The sequence below is a fragment of the Pedobacter hiemivivus genome (assembly GCF_005144565.1).
GTDB classification, from domain to species: Bacteria; Bacteroidota; Bacteroidia; order Sphingobacteriales; family Sphingobacteriaceae; genus Pedobacter; species Pedobacter hiemivivus.
Genome location: NZ_SWDX01000001.1, coordinates 946,406 through 965,226, shown reverse-complemented (window position 1 = coordinate 965,226; position 18,821 = coordinate 946,406). Strand labels below are relative to the sequence as shown.

Below are 18,821 nucleotides of genomic sequence, written 5' to 3'. Positions count from 1 at the left end.
TTAAAAATTTAAGTTTACACCTGCAACGATTGTCCGTTGTGCTGGAATACTGTACAAATTCTGTGTTTCAGGGTCGCCCACTTTGTAGCCCGTTATAGTAAGCAGATTTTGCGCATTGACGAAAATATTTGCGGATCCCAGGAATACCTTCTTAGCCATGGAAGCTGGTATGTTATAGGATAATGAAACAGTTTTAAGTCGTATATACGAAGCATCTGTATAGGCACCCGTAGAATATGAAAATGCTCTTGCTGCCACTGCTGTTTTCCGGTCAATGGCATTGCCCTCACTCGAAATTAGACGCTGAATGGAAGCATTATCGCCTACCTTTTGCCATCTGTCTAAAAACTGTACCGGCAAATTTGTATTCGGTTTGCCTGGAATCTGGCCACCATTATTGTAAATAGAATACAGATAACTTTCTCCTTTTTGCTTTGCAAACTGGAAGAAAAGTGTCAGACTGATTCCTTTGTAACTAAACTGATTGTTTAAACCACCAGTAAATTTGGGATTCAGGTCCATAAGAACTGTCCTGTCGCCTGGTCTACCGTTAACACCAGTTGCGTTGTATGGCGTATTTGTTAGTGTTCCATCTGCCTTGCGATATTGGAAGATACCTGTATTTGGATCCACACCTTCATAAGGAATGAGCATAAATATATTTACTGGTTGACCAACAACATAAATATCTGCATATGGTGAATTGTTTAGGTCATCAAATTTTGTTAGCTTATTTTTGTTGAACGAAATATTGAAAGCTGTGGCCCACTGGAAATCCTTTCTCGAGAAGTTTTTTGAAGTTAGACTAAACTCCAAACCTTTGTTTTCTACAGTATAAGGGGCATTGGCCGTTATACTTGAAAAACCAGTCTGGATTGGTTGAAGGTATGATACCAGTTGATTATCCGTTTTGTTTTTATATGAAGTTGCACTAAAAACAAGTCTGTCCTGCAAGAAACCAAGGTCGAGCTGAAAATTCAACTTTTTATTGGTGGCCCAGGCGTATATTGGGTTAAGCGGGTTAATCGGGGCATAACCAGGAATCCCCTGGTATCCTCCATAGACATTAGAAGGCCCCCAATTTGGCTGATACATATAGGGTTGTACACCATCGGTACCACTGGTGCCATAATTGGCGCTTAGTTTTCCAAAACTCAAGACTGGAGATAGTGCTTTTGCAAATGATTCGTTGCTAAAGATCCATCCTGCGCCTGCGGATCCAAAATTGCCAAAGCGACGGTCGGGACCAAAATTACTGGATCCATTCCTGTTTCCTGTTAAATTAACAATGTATTTATTGTCCCATACATAATTGATTCTACCAAAAGCAGCAATGTACTTATAAATACTTGAACTGTTTGTAGCATAACTGGCACCTGCACTACCTATTGAGCCTAGTAAAGCATCATTAGAATAATTAAATGCAGATACATCCAGGTTGGATAGTTTGTTTTTACGATAGGTTCCACCGGCCACCACATTCAGTACGCCCTTACTTAATTGTTTTACGAAGGTAAGCTGTGGTTCCAAATTTAACGTTTCGCTATAATTTGTGTTAAATAACGCTGATCCCAGCATGCCTGACGCAGGATTTTGAGAAATAATTGGTGTTGCAGAATAGCCTTCAACATTTTGCCTACTGTAGCCTGCTGATACCCCAAGTCTTAAACCAGTGATGATCTCATAAGTCGCCATTAGATGCGAATTAAGATTGTATATCTTAGCGTCAGAAATCTGTTTCAGATACCCTTGTGTATTGGAAAGAGGAACTCCTTTGTAAGACCACACTAAATTGCCTGACGCATCCACCATATCAGGATAGTTGGGGGGAAGTGTAAACGCTGATAATAGGTCAGGGGCTCCTGTAGAATTGTTGGCATCATAGGAGTAGTCTGTACCAAAATCAAGAGTAAACCGGTTATCTGCAGTTTTGTGGTTAAATGAGCTGTGTAACGACAGTCGGTTATCCGCAAAATCCCCAGGAAAATTATAGCTTTCATGTGTATAACCCCCACTTACCAAGTAGTTTGTATTGCTGGTTCCCCCACTTAAGCTGGAGTGGAAATCGGTATGATGACCAACTCCACCATAGAATTCGTCCATCCAGTTTTTGTACTTTGTTTGGTCAAAAAGTAGCACATCTGCATCTAACGCCGGATTAGCAGTAAGACCGCTGTTTCTCAGTGCCTCCTGGCGCATTTCAATATACTGTTGCGTATTCATCATCTGAGGAGTACGGGTTGCGGCAGTCGGTCCAGAATTTAGGGCAACATTGAAGTGTGTTTTTCCTGACTGACCTCTTTTTGTAGTAATTAGGATAACACCATTACTTCCCTGGGAACCATAAATAGATGTAGCATCTGCATCTTTAAGTACAGAAATGCTTTCAATATCGTTGGGGTTTATGCTGTTTAAAGGACTAAGTCCAGTGTAATTTCTCCAATAACTTGCAGCTGAACTGGAGGCAAGGCCTGGGGGCGTAATAACTCTATTGTTCTGAGTAGACATGGGAACACCATCAATGATATATAGTGGCTGATTAAAAGTGGCAAGGCTCATATTTGAGTTTTGACTATTTGCAAGAGAATTCTGACCCCTGATCTGAGTTGTTACCATAGCCCCTGGTGCTCCATTTGAATTCGTTACAACGAGGCCTGGTACCCGGCCTTGAAGCGCTAGGAGTACGTTTGTAACAGGTTGTTGTTGAATGTCTTTTGCTGTCACCGTTGCTACAGATCCGATGTTGTAGCGTTGAGTAGTCTTTCCGTAAGCGATAACCTGTACTTCATCCAATTTAGAATCACTTAGTTCAAGCATGATATCCCCAACATATGCTTTGGACTTAATTTGAATTTCTTTGGTGGTATATCCAAGATAGGATATAACCAGAGTTCCATTTTCATCCACATCATTAAGGGTAAAATCGCCATACTGATTTGTCATAGTAGATTTTTTTCCATTTTTGAGGGAAATTGTCGCGCCTACAAGCATTTCTCCCTGAAAATTATAAACCTTTCCAGAAACATTCATGTTTTTAAGATTTCTTGCGATCTGATCAAGGAACACAGATTTACTTGGCAAGATGGTAATATCTTTACCACTGATCTCGAATGCTAAATATCGGTTGTCAAGCACTGTTGTGATTGCCTGGTCAAGCGGAATTGCCTTAAAGTCAACATTGACTTTTTTGGCATCGTATATAACCTTATCGGAATAAGAAATGTTATACCCCGTTTGTTTCTTTACCTCTCTGAAAAACTCATCAAGGGTAATGTTTTTTTGTGATAGCGTAATGCGTTGCGCAAAGCTGCTTGCATTAACTTGCATAATTGCTATAAATACTAGGATTCCGGTAATTTTCATGACCAGCAGGAGTTTTTTAACGTATTGGCAGTGCCAATACGGATTCTTAGTACAAATTTTCATACTTTAGTTCTGTTTAGGTTGAATTGTAAAATTGATTTTTCTGAATTGGTGTTCGTAATAACCTGAACTTTCAACCAGGGGTGTTTGCAGCACTCCTGGTTTACTTTACAAGGCAAGTCCCTGCCATGCACTCAGATTAAGCTTAAGATTACGGCCCACCTTTATAAAAAGGTCTTTTCATCATGTTTGGTGTGTTTAAGTTGATTAATTTTTATATTTGAGAAGTTGGTTAGGCTTCCTGACGATTCAGGATTATTTGGACACTATAATCTTTTTCTTATCCAAATGAAATTTTAATTTGCTAATTTTTGAAAGTGTTTGGAGAACCTTTGAGACATCGGCGTCTCTTGAGATGTAACCAGTGAAAGTTTCTCCTCGGTCAACAACGCCCTTATATTCAACGGTTACATCATACCAGCGTGATACTTTTCGCATAATGGATTCCAATTCTTCTTTGCGGAAATTAAAGGCATCTCCCTTCCAGTCAGTGTAAGTCTCGGCTATCACCGGTATTACCTTAATCTCTCCATTTGTAATAATAGCTTGTTCATCGGGCCTAAGGGTTGTACGGTCATTGATTATAACAGAGCCCTCCAATAAGGTGGTCTTCATTGCAGGTTCATCATGATAAGCATTCACATTAAAGTGTGTCCCAAGTACTTCTATTCGATTCCCCTGGCTTTCCACCACAAACGGATGCTTTTTATCCTTTGAAATTTCAAAATAGCCCTCACCGGTCAGCTTTACACTTCGTTTTCCAAATTTATCAGTTAGTGAAGATGAATAAGTAAGACTTGATGCAGCATTTAACCATACTCCGGATCCATCAGGAAGACGAACCTGAAAGGTTTCCCCTCTTGCAGTGCTTAAAGTGTTGAGATTGTCTTCTGAGGTATGTTGCTCGGTAATCGTGTAGACCAAACGCCCACCGCTATCCTTTGTAATGCTTACACCCGACTCGATAGCAACTTCACCTTTTATGGCATCATTAAGTGCGATTTTTCTTCCATTTGCTAAAGTTAGGGTTGCCACCTTTCTGCCTGGGTGAATTTCACTGACTAATTGCTGTGCATCCTTTGTCTTGTCGTTGAATAAAAGATAGCCGATAAAGGCTACCATAAGAACAGCTGCAGAAGTCAAAAAAGGTTTCCAAAATTTAACCAATTTATTTACTGGCGATTGTACCCTTACTTTCGTTAAGATTCTCAATCTGATGGCCTCATAGTCCCGATCGTGCTTTGGGCCAGCAGTATTAGAAGCCATATGAAGATACCAGCTTTCTACGATTGCTTTTTCTGCCTCCGTTGCAGTTCCATTAAGAAATTTATGATAAAGGGTCTTTGCTCTAGATGTATCCATATAATGGGTATAATATAGTAAAGACAGTTAACTATGGTTCGACTCTCAAAAAAAGAATATTTTTTTTTCAAACATCTATCTATAAGCTGTTTATAAATAGATAAAATAAGACAGTTGCTCCCAATTTACTCTTTAATATTTTCAATGCCCTGCTAATGTTGTTCCTAACAACGCCTTCTGTAACACCGAGTTGATCAGCAATTTCCAAATAGCTAAGGTGGGAATTCCTACTTAGTTCAAATATTTTCCGCATAGATTCAGGTAAACTGGCAATTTCATTTTCTATAAGCCCTCTGAATTGTTTCTCACGAATCAGGTAGTCGGCTTGATATTCACCTTGTTCAATAAATTGTTCAAGGGACTCCATGTATTTTTCTTTATTTTTATCACGTTCAATGAAATTATAGATCATATTGCGAACTGATTGGTAAAGGTATCCTGAAAGATTGTTCTTTAATTCTAGGACATTGACTTTTTTAAGAAATGAAACAAATATCTCTTGGATAATATCTTCGGCTTCTTCATCGTTATGAAGCATTCTGCGGGCATGGCTATATAAAATGCCCCAATATCTGTTATAAATTTCAGTAAACGCAGCATCATCACCTGCCTTTATTAGGGTTATTAGATCAGGATCGGATAGTTTACCGTATAATTCCATCTTTAATTTTGAAAAAATCTATTTTTTGAAATATTTTGTTTGTTTGCGCCTAAATCCTAGCCAATATTACAGAAAAATATTTGTTTAATGATAACTGTGTCTCGTTCTGCTATAGCTTGTCACTTTATTTCTGGAATTATCGAACTTCTTTTAAAAAAGCAGCGAAATCTCCTGTCATTCGCGTTCCTTTGGCTACTAAATACTAAAGTCCAACTCCTGTAAATCACATTTTGATTCTCGGCATTAAGCCATCTGCGTCTACGGATATGGAAAAACACGTTATGCCCGCGGATAGGAAAGTCTTGAATCACGATCTGGGTGAAAAAGCCTTTGGACGAAACTTTGATACCATCCCATTCCGAAGCAGGATTATTCAATTCTTCAAGTTCGATATGAAGGTTTCACTATCTTCAATAACACCTTTGAATTCAAAATTCTCTAGTATAAAATCTGGCAGAAATAATCTTAGCAAAGATGCGGTAGCTGATGGCATAAGTATAAAGTGGTATAAAAATGCAAAGCTATATTTTTAACCACTGCTCCACAAGTTTTGGGATTGATCCTTGATCCTCTTCTTGATAAACAAGAAATTAGAGAGCAAAAAAAAGGGGCAAAAGACTGTTAAAAATCTTTTGCCCCGCACGGGGTGGAATATGGGGCTCGAACCCACGACCCTCGGTACCACAAACCGATGCTCTAACCAACTGAGCTAAAACCACCATGTTTTTTTCAGTGTCACAAAAGTACGATTAAAAACATTTTATTCAAATATTTTTAAAGATTATACTCAACATTTTTCTTAACCAATTATATTTCAGCTATTTTATTTTTTACAAAAATATTAATTACCGCCTATAAATTGCTTTTAAGGCTTAAAAAGGTAGATTTGTTTCAAATATGATTGAAGTATATACAGACGGAGCAGCAAGTGGAAACCCCGGACCAGGTGGTTATGGCGTAATTTTAAGAGCAGGGCAACACTATAAAGAGTTGAGTGCAGGCTTTAGGATGACTACCAATAACAGAATGGAACTACTAGCTGTGATTGTAGCACTACAAGCTTTAAAAACGCCAGGACAGCAAGTCACTGTATTTTCAGATTCCAAGTATGTAATTGATTCTGTTGAAAAAAAATGGGTATTTGGATGGTTAAAGACGGGCTTCAAAGGAAAAAAGAACAAAGACCTTTGGATGCGTTTTTTAAACGTATATAAATTACATGACGTTAAATTTGTTTGGGTTAAAGGACATAACAATCATTCAGAAAATGAACGCTGTGATCAACTTGCTGTAGCAGCCTCCAAAAACAAAGCAGCACAAACTATTGATGTAGAATTTGAAGCAGAAAGAAACAATCCTTCATTGCTTTAATAAAGGGTTTGTTCCCTTCTTCCGCACACGATAATATAAAAGGCCTTATCATTGAAAATGATAAGGCCTTTCAACTAATTACTATAAATCTATTTACTTAGCACTGCCATTTACATTCAGCGATTCTACATTAACCTTCACAGCGCTTCCATTAACTGCCGCATTGTTTTTATCCGCAGAGTACTGTACCATCAAATCTTCTGCAACCTTAACCATTTGAGAAGATCCAATAAAGATAGAAGTACGCTGGTGCAATTCTGTAGGTTCAATTTCTAATATTCTGTTAAATCCATCAGAAGCTACGCCCCCAGCCTGCTCAACAATAAAAGCCATTGGATTACATTCGTAAAGTAATCTCAACTTACCATTTGGAGAACTAGAAGTAGTTGGATAAATATAAATCCCACCTTTGATCAGGTTTCTGTGAATATCACCTACCATAGAACCAATATACCTTGAAGTATAAGGACGGTTAGTAGCTTTATCTTCAACCTGAGCATATTTAATGTATTTCTTCACCCCCTCTGGAAAGTGAACATAGTTACCTTCATTGATAGAATAGATATTTCCAGTCTCAGGTATTTTTAAATTCGGGTGCGATAAGCAAAACTCACCAATAGAAGGATCTAAAGTAAAGCCGTTAACTCCTTTTCCTGTAGTATATACCATCATAGTAGATGATCCGTAAATCACATAGCCCGCAGCAACCTGCTGAGTACCTTTTTGCAATACATCGGATAATGTTGCCATTCCCTCAGTAGATTTTCTTCTATAAATAGAGAAGATCGTTCCAACAGCAACGTTTACATCGATATTTGAAGAACCATCCAATGGATCAATACAAACAATATACTTGGCATTTTTTGAGACCGGAGAATCAATAGGCACAAAATCATCCTCTTCTTCTGTAGCTACAATACAGCATTCACCACCACTCGTAAGTGCACTGATGAACTGCGTATTGGCAAATACATCTAATTTTTGCTGTCCTTCACCCTGTATATTCACCGTCCCCGCTGAACCTAAGATGTCTACCAAACCAGCTTTGTTCACCTCGCGGTTCACTATTTTAGCAGCAATCCCGATGTCCCTCAGCAGTCTGGAAAGCTCTCCTTTTGCATAAGAGAAATCAGCCTGTTTCTCGATTATGAATTGACCAAGTGTTTTTATACCTGCCATATACTTAGTGTATTTAATACGTTATCTATTCCCTATTTCTATGGCGGCTAAGGTATGTATTTTTTCTTCCGAAATACAAAATCTAATCAAAGTTTTTATTCTGTGCCAGCCTGAATTACCAGCTGCACCGGGATTTATGTGCAAACAATTTATTTTCTTGTCATACATCACCTTCAAGATATGGGAATGTCCGCAGATGAACAACATCGGAGGCTTAGTGTAAATTTCACTTTTTACCTGCGGAGCATACCTACCCGGATATCCACCAATATGTGTCATCCATACATCTACATTTTCGCAATTAAAACGAAGGTGCTCCGGGTACACTGAACGAATCTCTTTATCGTCAATATTTCCATAAACACCCCTTAAAGGTTTAAAGGCTGCCAGTCGCTCCGCTACATCAGGTCCAAAATCACCCGCGTGCCAAATCTCATCACAATCATCAAAGTGTTTAAAAACGGCATCATCTAAAAAGCCGTGCGTATCCGACATCAATCCTATTTTCCTCATAATCGATTAAAAAGCAAGAAAAAAGTCTTTTAACAGTTGCCTATAAGCAACTGTATAAACACCTTCTGTTTCATAAATGTTTAAATTTTGATGCAAGGTTATCTTACCCGCATAATCAAGACAAACGATCCACCTGAACTCAGGCTTACTGTCATCTGAATGGAGATGAATCACTATAGATGGGGACAAACCATAAGTCGAAGCGATCTTAACCATATACTCCGCTTGCTTTACCGGCAAAATAAACCAGAAACTTCCCGATTTATCCATCAACTCCGCAACACGCTCCACCATAGACTCAAACAAGTTCGAACCTGCGTGTCTGGCAATTCCTTTTCTGTGCTCCTGGTTTTTGAGGTCATTCACAAAATATGGTGGATTTGAAACCACAAGATCATATTTTCGGTCAGTTTGAAAAGCAGAAATATCATTGTGATGCGCATTGCAGTTGGCAGCAAAGTCTGAGTTGTTAAAATTACCTTCAGCAGCAAGCGCTGCCTGTTCGTCAATTTCTACCGCGTCAACCTGAGTATTTTTAAAACGCTGCGCCAGCATCATCGCAATCACCCCTGTTCCTGTTCCAATATCTAAAATATACTTAGCATCCTCTTGCGCGGCAATGGCGCCAAGCAATACGCCATCGGTATTAATTTTCATAGCACAGCCAGACTGGTTTACTTCAAATTGTTTAAACTTAAAAACATTCCCCATGGATTTCTGCGGTCGTATAATTGGTCGTATTCTCTAAAAGATTATCGCAAAGCTAAAGAAATCTAACAAAACAGGTAGATACTGCAATAAAATGAATGATATATTACACACGATCACACTGTTTTAAAATTTTAACGCTAAATTTGCATCTTCAAAAAAAAAGCATGATTTATTTCTTCTTAAGCCCATCCAATACGGTTTTCGCTTTACAAATAGAACGAGACCTATCCACAACTGATATTACAAAACTAGAATGGCTGTTTGGCGGCGCAAAACTTCAGCAAGAAACAACATTGACTGATTTTTTTGTTGGTCCGCGCGCTGCAATGGTAACACCGTGGAGCACAAATGCCGTAGAGATCACTCAAAACATGGATATTCAAGACATTATCCGTATTGAGGAATTTCAAAAAGTAGAAGAAAACTTTACAGGTTTCGACCCAATGCTTTCTCAAAAATACAATCAGCTTGATCAGGATATATATACTATAAATATACAACCAGAGCCTATCCTTCAAATTACTGATGTTGCTGCTTACAACAAGCAGGAAGGTCTTTCATTAAGCGATGAGGAAGTAGATTACTTAAATGTACTGGCTGGAAGATTGGGCAGACCATTAACTGACTCAGAAGTATTCGGCTTCTCACAAGTTAATTCTGAGCATTGCCGTCATAAAATCTTTAACGGTAAATTTGTAATCGACGGTGTGGAGCAACCTACATCGCTGTTCAAACTGATCCGTAAGACTTCTGAAGAAAATCCTAATGATATTGTTTCTGCATATAAAGACAACGTAGCCTTTGTTAAAGGTCCAAAAGTTCAACAATTTGCTCCTAAACGTGCTGATATACCTGATTATTATGCTTTAAGTGATTTCGAATCTGTAATCTCGATTAAAGCTGAAACACATAACTTCCCAACAACAGTTGAACCGTTTAATGGTGCAGCTACCGGATCTGGTGGTGAGATCAGAGACCGGTTGGCTGGTGGACAGGGTTCATTACCGCTAGCTGGTACTGCAGTATATATGACTGCCTTATCTAGATTAGAAGAAAACCGCCCTTGGGAAAAAGGAGTTGAAGAAAGAGCCTGGTTATACCAAACACCAATGGACATTCTGATCAAAGCTTCTAACGGCGCTACTGACTTTGGAAATAAATTCGGGCAGCCGCTAATCACAGGATCAGTATTAACTTTTGAGCACGAAGAAGGCTCACGTAAGTTAGGATTCGATAAAGTAATCATGCTTGCAGGTGGTGTAGGTTATGGAAAAGCTAGTCAGGCACAAAAACATAAACCATCAACGGGCGACAAAATCGTTATCCTTGGTGGAGAAAATTATAGAATTGGTATGGGTGGTGCAGCAGTATCCTCTGCCGATACAGGTGCTTTAGGTTCTGGAATTGAATTAAATGCAATTCAACGTTCAAACCCTGAAATGCAAAAAAGAGCTGCCAACGCAGTGCGTGGTATGGTAGAGAGTGAACACAACAGTATTATATCTATACATGATCATGGTGCAGGTGGACACTTAAACTGTCTTTCGGAATTGGTTGAAGAAACCGGTGGAAAGATAGATCTGGATAAACTTCCAGTAGGAGACCCTACCCTATCTTCAAAAGAAATCATTGGCAACGAATCACAAGAACGTATGGGCTTGGTGATTGGTCAAAAAGATATAGATACCCTTCAAAAAATTGCAGACCGCGAGCGTTCTCCAATGTACACGGTAGGTACAGTAACAGGAGATCATCGTTTTACTTTCGAATCGGCAACCACAGGTGTTAAACCTATGGACCTGGAATTGAAAGATATGTTCGGCAGTTCTCCGAAGGTAATTATGGACGATAAAACCATAGATAGAAAATACCAACCAGTTACTTATGATCCAAACTTGCTGAACGAATACCTTGAACAGGTATTGCAGTTGGAAGCAGTGGCTTCAAAAGACTGGTTAACGAATAAGGTTGACCGTTGTGTGGGTGGCCGTGTGGCCAAACAACAATGTGCAGGACCGTTACAATTGCCTCTAAACAACTGTGGTGTGATGGCATTGGATTTCCAGGGTAAAGAAGGTGTAGCTACATCTGTAGGTCACGCCCCGCTTTCTGCCTTGATCGATGCTGGCGCTGGTAGCCGCATTGCGATTGCAGAATCTCTTTCCAACATCGTTTGGGCACCATTGAAAGATGGATTGAAAAGTGTATCACTTTCGGCCAACTGGATGTGGGCTTGTAAAAATGAAGGTGAAGATGCAAGGTTATACGAAGCTGTAAAAGCATGTTCTGATTTCGCAATCAGTCTTGGAATCAATATCCCAACAGGAAAAGATTCCCTGTCGATGAAACAGAAATACAAAGACGGTGATGTGATTGCTCCAGGTACAGTGATCATCTCTGCTGCTGGTAACTGTAATAACATTACTCAGGTTGTTGAACCAGTGTTGCAAAAAAATGGTGGTTCAATCTATTACATCAACCTATCTAATGATACTTACAAATTAGGTGGTTCTTCATTCGCTCAGATTTTAAATAAAATTGGCAACGAAACTCCTGATGTAAAAGATGCAGCCAAATTTAAAAATGCATTCAATACGATTCAGCAATTAATTTCAGCAGAACAAATACAAGCTGGACATGATGTAGGTAGTGGTGGTTTAATTACAACACTACTAGAGCTTTGCTTTGCAGATCGTGAGCTAGGTGCAACTATTGATTTGTCTGCTTTAGGCGAACAGGATAACGTTAAATTACTTTTCGCGGAAAACATAGGTATCGTATTCCAGGCGGATGCAGCTGTTGAAGCTACACTTGCTGCAAATGGAATTACTTTCCATAAAATTGGAGAAGTTAGCAACACTGCTACTTTAACCATTAAAAATGGTGATACAACCGCATTAAACTTCGATATCGATCACTTACGTGATGTATGGTTTAAAACTTCTTATCTATTAGATAAAAAACAAAGCGGACCGGTTAAAGCCAAAGAGCGTTTTGACAACTATAAAAACCATGTATTAAAATACGCCTTCCCGACTCAATTCGATGGAAAGAAACCTGCTATTGACGAAAGTAAGCCTCGTCCAAAAGCTGCCATCATCCGCGAAAAAGGAAGTAACTCTGAACGCGAATTAGCTAATGCCATGTACCTTGCGGGATTTGATGTAAAAGATGTACACATGACTGACTTAATCACAGGAAGAGAAAACCTTGAAGACATCCAATTTATTGGTGCTGTAGGTGGGTTCTCTAACTCTGATGTTTTAGGATCAGCCAAAGGCTGGGCTGGTGCATTTATGTACAATGAAAAAGCCAGAATAGCTTTAGAAAATTTCTTTAGCCGTCCTGATACCCTATCTGTAGGTGTTTGTAATGGTTGCCAGCTTTTTGTTGAGCTCGGACTGATCAATAAAGATCATGCTGAGAAACCAAAAATGTTGCACAATGAAAGTGGTAAACACGAGAGTATCTTTACCTCATTAACCCTACAGGAAAACAATTCGGTAATGCTTTCTACATTAGCAGGCAGCACGCTTGGTGTATGGGTTTCACATGGTGAAGGTCGTTTCCAATTACCTTACGCAGAAGATAAATACCGCATTGTAGCTAAATATGCTTACGAAAGCTATCCAGCTAGTCCAAATGGATCTGACTACAATACAGCCATGATGTGTGATGAGTCTGGTCGCCACCTGGTAATGATGCCGCATATTGAGCGTTCATTATTCCAATGGCATTGGGCAAATTACCCACAAGGTCGTAAAGATGAAGTTTCTCCATGGATGGAAGCATTTGTAAACGCCCGTAAATGGGTGGAGAAAAATGCCAAGTAAGCTGATTAGACAGCCAATACAACGCATTAAATAATTACAAATTATTACTCAATTGCATTACGATACTGTAACACGTAAAGTATCAATTGAGTAATAATTTTTTTTATATGCATAAATTCCTAATGGCCATCCTGCTCTTTGCAAGCAGCACTTTTAGTTTTAATTCGAATGCTCAAACCATTGAAGCCGCGATAAAACCTGCCAGTAAAAACACTGGGTTTAAAATGGAAGGCTATATCCTTTGGTGTCCTACTATTATTAAAGTCGATGATATGTACCATATGTTTGCCTCACGTTGGCCAGAACAATATGGACTGGGCGGCTGGACAACACATTCAGAAATTGTGCGAGCAACTTCAAAAGACCTTCTTGGGCCTTACACTTTTCAAGAAGTAGTGATTCAGAAAAGAGAAGGATTTTGGGATAACGACCGAGCCCACAACCCTAAAATAGTAAAGGCAGGCAATAAATACGTTTTATACTACATCTCATCAGCCAACGAAACTGGCTATGCAACGTCACCAGCGATAGAAGGCCCATGGACAAGAATAGATCAATTAGCTATGCCCTTTTCTAACCCTGCTCCACTAGTTAAAAATGATGGCAGCATTTATGTATTTGGCAGAAAATCAGTCAACAATATCCGTGTAGCACAGGCTTATACTGCTCCGACCTTTGATGCAAAGTATAGTTTATTAAACGCTGGCAACAATTTACTTCCTGATTCCTGTCAACTGGAAGATCCTACAATATGGTGGGCATCCGGACAGTATAATGTGATTTTAAGTGATTTTAGAGGAAAGGCTACAGGAGTTGACAAAGGCGGTGCTCAATATGCCTCAAAAGATGGCATAAGCTACAAACTGGTTTCAAAAATACCTGTCTATACTAAAAAGATTCTTTACGATGACGGGAGTTCGCAAACTTTTAGAAGAAGGGAGCGCCCTCTTGTATATGTAAATGAAAAAGCACAGGTTACTGCCTTTTTCACTTCCTGCCTTACTCAAGCCGCCGATGGCAAGGAAAAATCATGGATTGTTGCCCAGGATGTTGCCAATTATATTCCTTAATTGATCCTATCTATTTTACGTTACTAACGCGTTCATCTTATTAGATATTTTTTTTTAATAAAAACAAACACAACAGAACATTCTGTTATTCAATTTGTTAAGAGCTATATAAAATATCTTTATGCCATGAAAAAATTTAATATCGAAGCAGCCGATAGTCAAGGTCTCGGCCACTCGTACACAATTAAGCCGCTCAAAAATGAGTGCTATCAGATTTTTGACGAGCAACATGTACGTGTTGCCACCATTGAAATAGATGACGAGGATCCTAGTCATTGTAGACAAAGCTTGGATTGTAGGGTTGATCTTTTCTTATTAAATGCCATTAGGGACGGTATTCTGCTCCATGATGGCGTACTGGTCAAATAATTTTTTTTCAAAAATTGATCCTATTTCGCCAATCCCATGCAACATTCTGCAAAATCATACGTCTTATAGCTACAAGTACCTAATATCATTTTAATTTTAAGCACAATTACAATTAAGCGCATGAAATCATTACTCACTATCCTCTTAGCATCATTCTTATTTTCGCAGGTTAACAATATCCAGGCTGCTCCACTTTCCGCCATAAATAAAACTACACAGACTTCTGATGAACGAGAGGTCAAAAATTTTAATGGCATAGTGGCTGGTGGCCCAATTGAGGTGATCGTTAAATTTGGTGATAAAGAAAGTTTAAGATTTGAAGGCGATAAAGAAGCTATTGCTACTTTAGTTGGCGAGGTAAAAAGTAATATCCTAATCATCAGGCCACAAACCAGCTGGACTAGTTGGGCCAGAAAATACGAGAATAAAAAGATCATTGCCTATGTTACGGCTAAGCAGATTAGCAGTTTAACCATGAGCGGTAATGGTAACCTTACGGTTAACGGGACAATTACGACTACGGATTTCGCAGCTACCCTAAGTGGATCTGGTACAATTAAGGCCAACGTGCAAGCAGATAAGATTACAGGAGTTGTTAGTGGGTCTGGAACAGCAAACATTAGTGGTAAAGCCGCTACTGCAAGCGTTACGCTAAGTGGTCCGGGCAGCTTTGGCAATAAAGCACTTTCTGTAAATGAACTTTCGGCAAGAATGAGTGGAAAGGGTACAATTAACATTACGGCCAACACAAAAATAAATGCGTTTATTAGCGGATCAGGACATATCTATTATACTGGTGATGCCGAAGTTAAAGAAACAATTCTCGGTAGTGGTGGAGTAAGCAAGAAATAAAAGGTAATTAGTTTAGGTTTTTATTACCTTTAAATTGAAACCAATTTCTGCCCTCTATGTTTTTAGAAACAATTGTATTTATTTCCGTTGTTATACTTCTAATTGTTATTCTCCAATTAAAAAAGAATTTAAACGAGAAACTCGATTTTTTATACCTTAAAATTGAGCAACTATCATCTCAGCTGGTCGATAAAAACGCTACAGTTAGCGAAAAGCCTATCGCAGAAAAGCCTGTCAGAGAAAAACCTATTGTAGAAAAACCCGCAGAACAAGTCGTTCAGCAAGAAGTGATAAAACCTTTCATTCCTGAACCACTAAAAGAGAAAATCGAAGTACCTCCAATTGTAATCATTGAACCCGAAAGGATTGCTGTTGTAGAGATTGAACCACTCCCTCAGCGGACCCCCCTCTCTCCCCCACCAATTAAAACGTCTTCTTTCAGTGAACGAAATCCGGATCTTGAAAAGTTTATTGGAGAGAACCTATTTAACAAAATAGGTATTGTAATCCTTGTGCTAGGCATGGGCTTTTTCCTGAAATATGCGATCGATAAAGATTGGATCAATGAGATTGGCCGTGTAAGTATCGGTTTCATTTGTGGTGGTATTTTAGTTGGACTTGCCCATCGGCTCCGCAAATCGTTTACGACCTTCAGCTCTGTACTGGTAGGTGGTGGTGTAGCCATTCTATATTTTACCGTAACCATAGGCTTTCATCAATATCAATTGTTTAGCCAAACGGTAGCCTTTATCCTTACCATACTGATTACAGTATTTACGGTATTACTCTCGCTCAGTTACGATCGTAAAGAACTTGCCATTTTTGCCATCCTTGGAGGCTTTGGTGCCCCTTTTATGGTGAGTACCGGCGAAGGCAATTACATTGTACTTTTCACCTACCTGCTGATCTTAAATATTGGAATGCTGGTATTGGCTTATTACAAAAAATGGGCTATCATCAATATCATCTGTTATGCGTTTACAATTATCCTATTTGGCGGCTGGCTAACCACCAAAGTATTGATGGATCCACACAGGCCTGCTGCACCATTTTTAGGCGCACTCCTATTCGCATCGTTATTTTACCTGGTATTCCTGCTGATGAATATCATTAACAACATCAAAGAAAAAACAGATTTTAACGCGCTTGAAATTGGAATTCTGCTGAGCAACACCTTCCTGTATTATTCAGCAGGCATGCTGATCCTGAGCAACCTTTCAAATGGAGACTATCAAGGACTCTTTACAGCATTATTAGGACTTGTAAACTTAGCATTTGCTTATGCATTATATAAAAATGATAAAATAGACAGAAATCTGATTTACCTGCTCATCGGATTGGTGCTTACTTTTATCAGTCTGGCCGCCCCCGTGCAATTAAAAGGTAACCACATCACCTTATTTTGGGCCGCAGAGAGTGTATTACTACTATGGTTATCACAAAAATCTGGCATTACCCTCATTAAACAAGCATCTCTTATCATTTTGGTTTTACTGGGGATCAGTCTGGCTATGGACTGGCAACAAGTTTACGGAAGCAATTTGTACACAACAAACAACCGACTTACACCTTTGGCTAACAAGGGATTTATTACCGGCTTAGGGGTTATTTGTGCGCTGATATTGTATTCAAAACTCCTTAAGTCCGAAATCAAATCAATACTTTTCCGGGAAATCAAGACTTCCAGAACCATTTTAGCCATCGCTGTAATCATCATCAGCTATGTAGTTATCGCTTTAGAATTGAATTATCAGGCCCACATTTATTTCCCTCTATTAAGAATACTTGCATTAGGTTGCTTCAGTTACTTGTTCATTACGATCCTACTCATTTCTATCCGCAGCACAGAAACAGAAGAGTTCAAATACCTTGTTGCAGCTATCGGAATCGTATCACTACTTTGCTTCCCGTTCTTATTGAATCCAGAAACCATTTCATTACGAAACGGATACCTGGATTTACAAAACATCAGTTTGAGCACTTATCTTTTCCATTATTTGCTGGTTGCTTTAATCGCTGCCACGCTCTATACACTTTATAAGAATGAAAAGAGTATAAATTCTATCAACGGCCTGGTTGCCCTGCAATGGTTTATTGCCTTTATGGTGCTTTATGTTGCCAGCGCCGAATTGGATCATTTGATGGTAATGTCTCAATATTCAAAAGAAAAATCTATGGCGATGATTCTAAATAACAATCACAAATCCGGATTTGCCATTTTATGGGGCTGTTTTGCATTACTATGTATATATATAGGTATGAAATGGAAATCTAAAAACATCCGGATCATATCCATCTCCATATTGGCCGTCACCTTACTTAAATTATTCATTTTTGATTTAAGAGGACTATCTGAAGGTGGAAAAATCGCAGCCTTCATTTCTCTGGGAATATTATTACTGGTCATTTCATTTATGTATCAGCGTTTAAAAAACCTGCTGCTTACGAGTGATAAAAAAGAAACTGAGCATAATGAAATTTAAGTTTTTCGTCTGTGCTTTATTTTTGCTGAACTGGACAGTTACCTCTGCGCAATCTTTTAAATGGAATGGTAACCTGGATCGGGTAAGTGTTAATGGATTTTATAAAATAGCACTTACACCGGAAATCATTTCAAAAACTGCAAATAAAGATCTCTCTGACATCAGGATCTTTGAAAAACAGAAAGAGATCGCCTACTTGCTTAGGCAATTGCCTGATAATATCTATTTATTGGATACTTCTGCATTAAAGCTCGAGCATTATACCAATATACCTGCACCATCTGTAACAACCACAGAAGATAAAGAAAATAAACGTACAATCGTTTCTATTACTTTCAAAGTACCCTACCAAATAGATAAATTAAAATTAAACCTGGAAGGTTTCCAATATTACAGAAGAACAACATGGATATCAGAAAAAAATCCTCTTGTAAATCAGAAAAGAAGGCACTATTCTGAAGACAAGCTTACAAACATTATAATTTCCTCCGAAAAACAGCCGACAATTGATCTTTATGGAGAAAACAGGTACAAACAACTGTTTCTGATCATAGAAAATGAAGATAGTTCACCTTTGTTGATAAAAAATATTGAGGCTTATCAAAAAAATATGGAGTTGATTGCCTATCTTGAAAAAGATAAGCAATATGTGATTAAAACAGGGCAGTTAAACATGGAGGCGCCGAAGTACGACCTGAGCTATTTTAAAGATAGCATCAGTAACACCATCCCTTCCGTAGCTGTACTTAATTTTGAAAAGAACACCAACGAAGCCTTGGATAAGGAGTCTGGCTTGGTCAAAAAGAGCTGGATGTGGGGAGCAATAGTGCTGTTAATTGTATTTCTTGGCTATTTATCTTACTATATGGTCAGAGAAATGCAATCAAAAAAACAAGGCAATTAACAAAAGCGTTAAAACAACCCCCTAAAATTATCATTTTCGTAAAAATTGCAAATATCAACGCTATTTCATCACCAAAACACAAAAATCAAC

The 18,821-nt window shown here is 38.7% G+C and carries 15 protein-coding genes and 1 tRNA gene; 8 read left to right on the top strand and 8 right to left on the bottom strand.

Annotated features, from left to right (window positions below; genetic code table 11):
- From FBD94_RS03725 to FBD94_RS26620, 4 genes are all read right to left on the bottom strand, one after another.
- Complete coding sequence (locus FBD94_RS03725) at positions 1 to 3,363, bottom strand: SusC/RagA family TonB-linked outer membrane protein (protein ID WP_169472202.1); 3,363 nt, start codon at positions 3,361 to 3,363, stop codon at positions 1 to 3.
- Between the two features lie 315 nt (positions 3,364 to 3,678).
- A complete protein-coding gene (locus FBD94_RS03720; protein ID WP_136879111.1) occupies positions 3,679 to 4,785 on the bottom strand; it encodes a FecR family protein in 1,107 nt (368 codons plus the stop codon).
- A gap of 79 nt (positions 4,786 to 4,864) precedes the next feature.
- Positions 4,865 to 5,446, bottom strand: a complete 582-nt coding sequence (locus FBD94_RS03715) for an RNA polymerase sigma factor (protein ID WP_136879109.1) — start codon at positions 5,444 to 5,446, stop codon at positions 4,865 to 4,867.
- A gap of 119 nt (positions 5,447 to 5,565) precedes the next feature.
- On the bottom strand, positions 5,566 to 5,823 hold the full coding sequence (locus FBD94_RS26620) for an ISAon1 family transposase N-terminal region protein (protein WP_449415941.1): 258 nt from the start codon (positions 5,821 to 5,823) through the stop codon (positions 5,566 to 5,568).
- Between FBD94_RS26620 and FBD94_RS03710 the strand changes: the two genes are divergently transcribed.
- Positions 5,713 to 5,979 (top strand): hypothetical protein, encoded by a 267-nt coding sequence (locus FBD94_RS03710; RefSeq protein ID WP_136879107.1) that lies wholly within the window; start codon positions 5,713 to 5,715, stop codon positions 5,977 to 5,979. The two genes, FBD94_RS26620 and FBD94_RS03710, sit on opposite strands and share 111 nt — an antisense overlap.
- A gap of 111 nt (positions 5,980 to 6,090) precedes the next feature.
- Here FBD94_RS03710 and FBD94_RS03705 read toward each other — a convergent pair.
- Positions 6,091 to 6,166 (bottom strand) — tRNA-His (locus FBD94_RS03705).
- A gap of 177 nt (positions 6,167 to 6,343) precedes the next feature.
- Here FBD94_RS03705 and rnhA point away from each other — a divergent pair.
- Entirely contained in the window at positions 6,344 to 6,817 is a 474-nt protein-coding gene (rnhA, locus tag FBD94_RS03700) for a ribonuclease HI (RefSeq protein WP_136879105.1), read from the top strand.
- A 93-nt stretch (positions 6,818 to 6,910) separates the two neighbouring features.
- Here the strand turns inward: rnhA and fbp are convergent, their stop codons facing one another.
- Genes fbp through FBD94_RS03685 form a run of 3 tightly spaced genes read right to left on the bottom strand, consistent with a single transcriptional unit; the run spans position 6,911 to position 9,166 of the window.
- A complete protein-coding gene (gene fbp, locus FBD94_RS03695; RefSeq protein WP_131609790.1) occupies positions 6,911 to 7,996 on the bottom strand; it encodes a class 1 fructose-bisphosphatase in 1,086 nt (361 codons plus the stop codon).
- 21 nt (positions 7,997 to 8,017) lie between these two features.
- On the bottom strand, positions 8,018 to 8,509 hold the full coding sequence (locus tag FBD94_RS03690; RefSeq protein ID WP_136879104.1) for a metallophosphoesterase family protein: 492 nt from the start codon (positions 8,507 to 8,509) through the stop codon (positions 8,018 to 8,020).
- Positions 8,510 to 8,515: 6 nt separating this feature from the next.
- Entirely contained in the window at positions 8,516 to 9,166 is a 651-nt protein-coding gene (locus FBD94_RS03685; RefSeq protein WP_235884362.1) for a tRNA1(Val) (adenine(37)-N6)-methyltransferase, read from the bottom strand.
- A 218-nt stretch (positions 9,167 to 9,384) separates the two neighbouring features.
- On the opposite strand from FBD94_RS03685, the gene purL reads away from it, so the two are divergent.
- From purL to FBD94_RS03655, 6 genes are all read left to right on the top strand, one after another.
- Positions 9,385 to 13,053, top strand: a complete 3,669-nt coding sequence (gene purL, locus FBD94_RS03680; RefSeq protein ID WP_136879101.1) for a phosphoribosylformylglycinamidine synthase — start codon at positions 9,385 to 9,387, stop codon at positions 13,051 to 13,053.
- Positions 13,054 to 13,160: 107 nt separating this feature from the next.
- A complete protein-coding gene (locus tag FBD94_RS03675) occupies positions 13,161 to 14,123 on the top strand; it encodes a glycoside hydrolase family protein (protein ID WP_136879100.1) in 963 nt (320 codons plus the stop codon).
- A 126-nt stretch (positions 14,124 to 14,249) separates the two neighbouring features.
- The gene (locus FBD94_RS03670) at positions 14,250 to 14,492 is read left to right on the top strand and encodes a hypothetical protein (RefSeq protein ID WP_131609786.1); all 243 of its coding nucleotides are present in this window, start codon (positions 14,250 to 14,252) and stop codon (positions 14,490 to 14,492) included.
- A 120-nt stretch (positions 14,493 to 14,612) separates the two neighbouring features.
- Positions 14,613 to 15,344: a head GIN domain-containing protein gene (locus tag FBD94_RS03665; RefSeq protein WP_136879098.1), complete on the top strand. Its 732-nt coding sequence runs from the start codon at positions 14,613 to 14,615 to the stop codon at positions 15,342 to 15,344.
- Between the two features lie 56 nt (positions 15,345 to 15,400).
- Positions 15,401 to 17,827 carry a DUF2339 domain-containing protein gene (locus FBD94_RS03660; RefSeq protein ID WP_136879097.1) on the top strand — a complete coding sequence of 809 codons (2,427 nt, stop codon included), beginning with the start codon at positions 15,401 to 15,403 and terminating at the stop codon, positions 17,825 to 17,827.
- Complete coding sequence (locus FBD94_RS03655; RefSeq protein ID WP_136879095.1) at positions 17,817 to 18,731, top strand: hypothetical protein; 915 nt, start codon at positions 17,817 to 17,819, stop codon at positions 18,729 to 18,731. The genes FBD94_RS03660 and FBD94_RS03655 overlap by 11 nt, the downstream gene beginning before the upstream one ends.
- Positions 18,732 to 18,821: the final 90 nt, after the last annotated feature.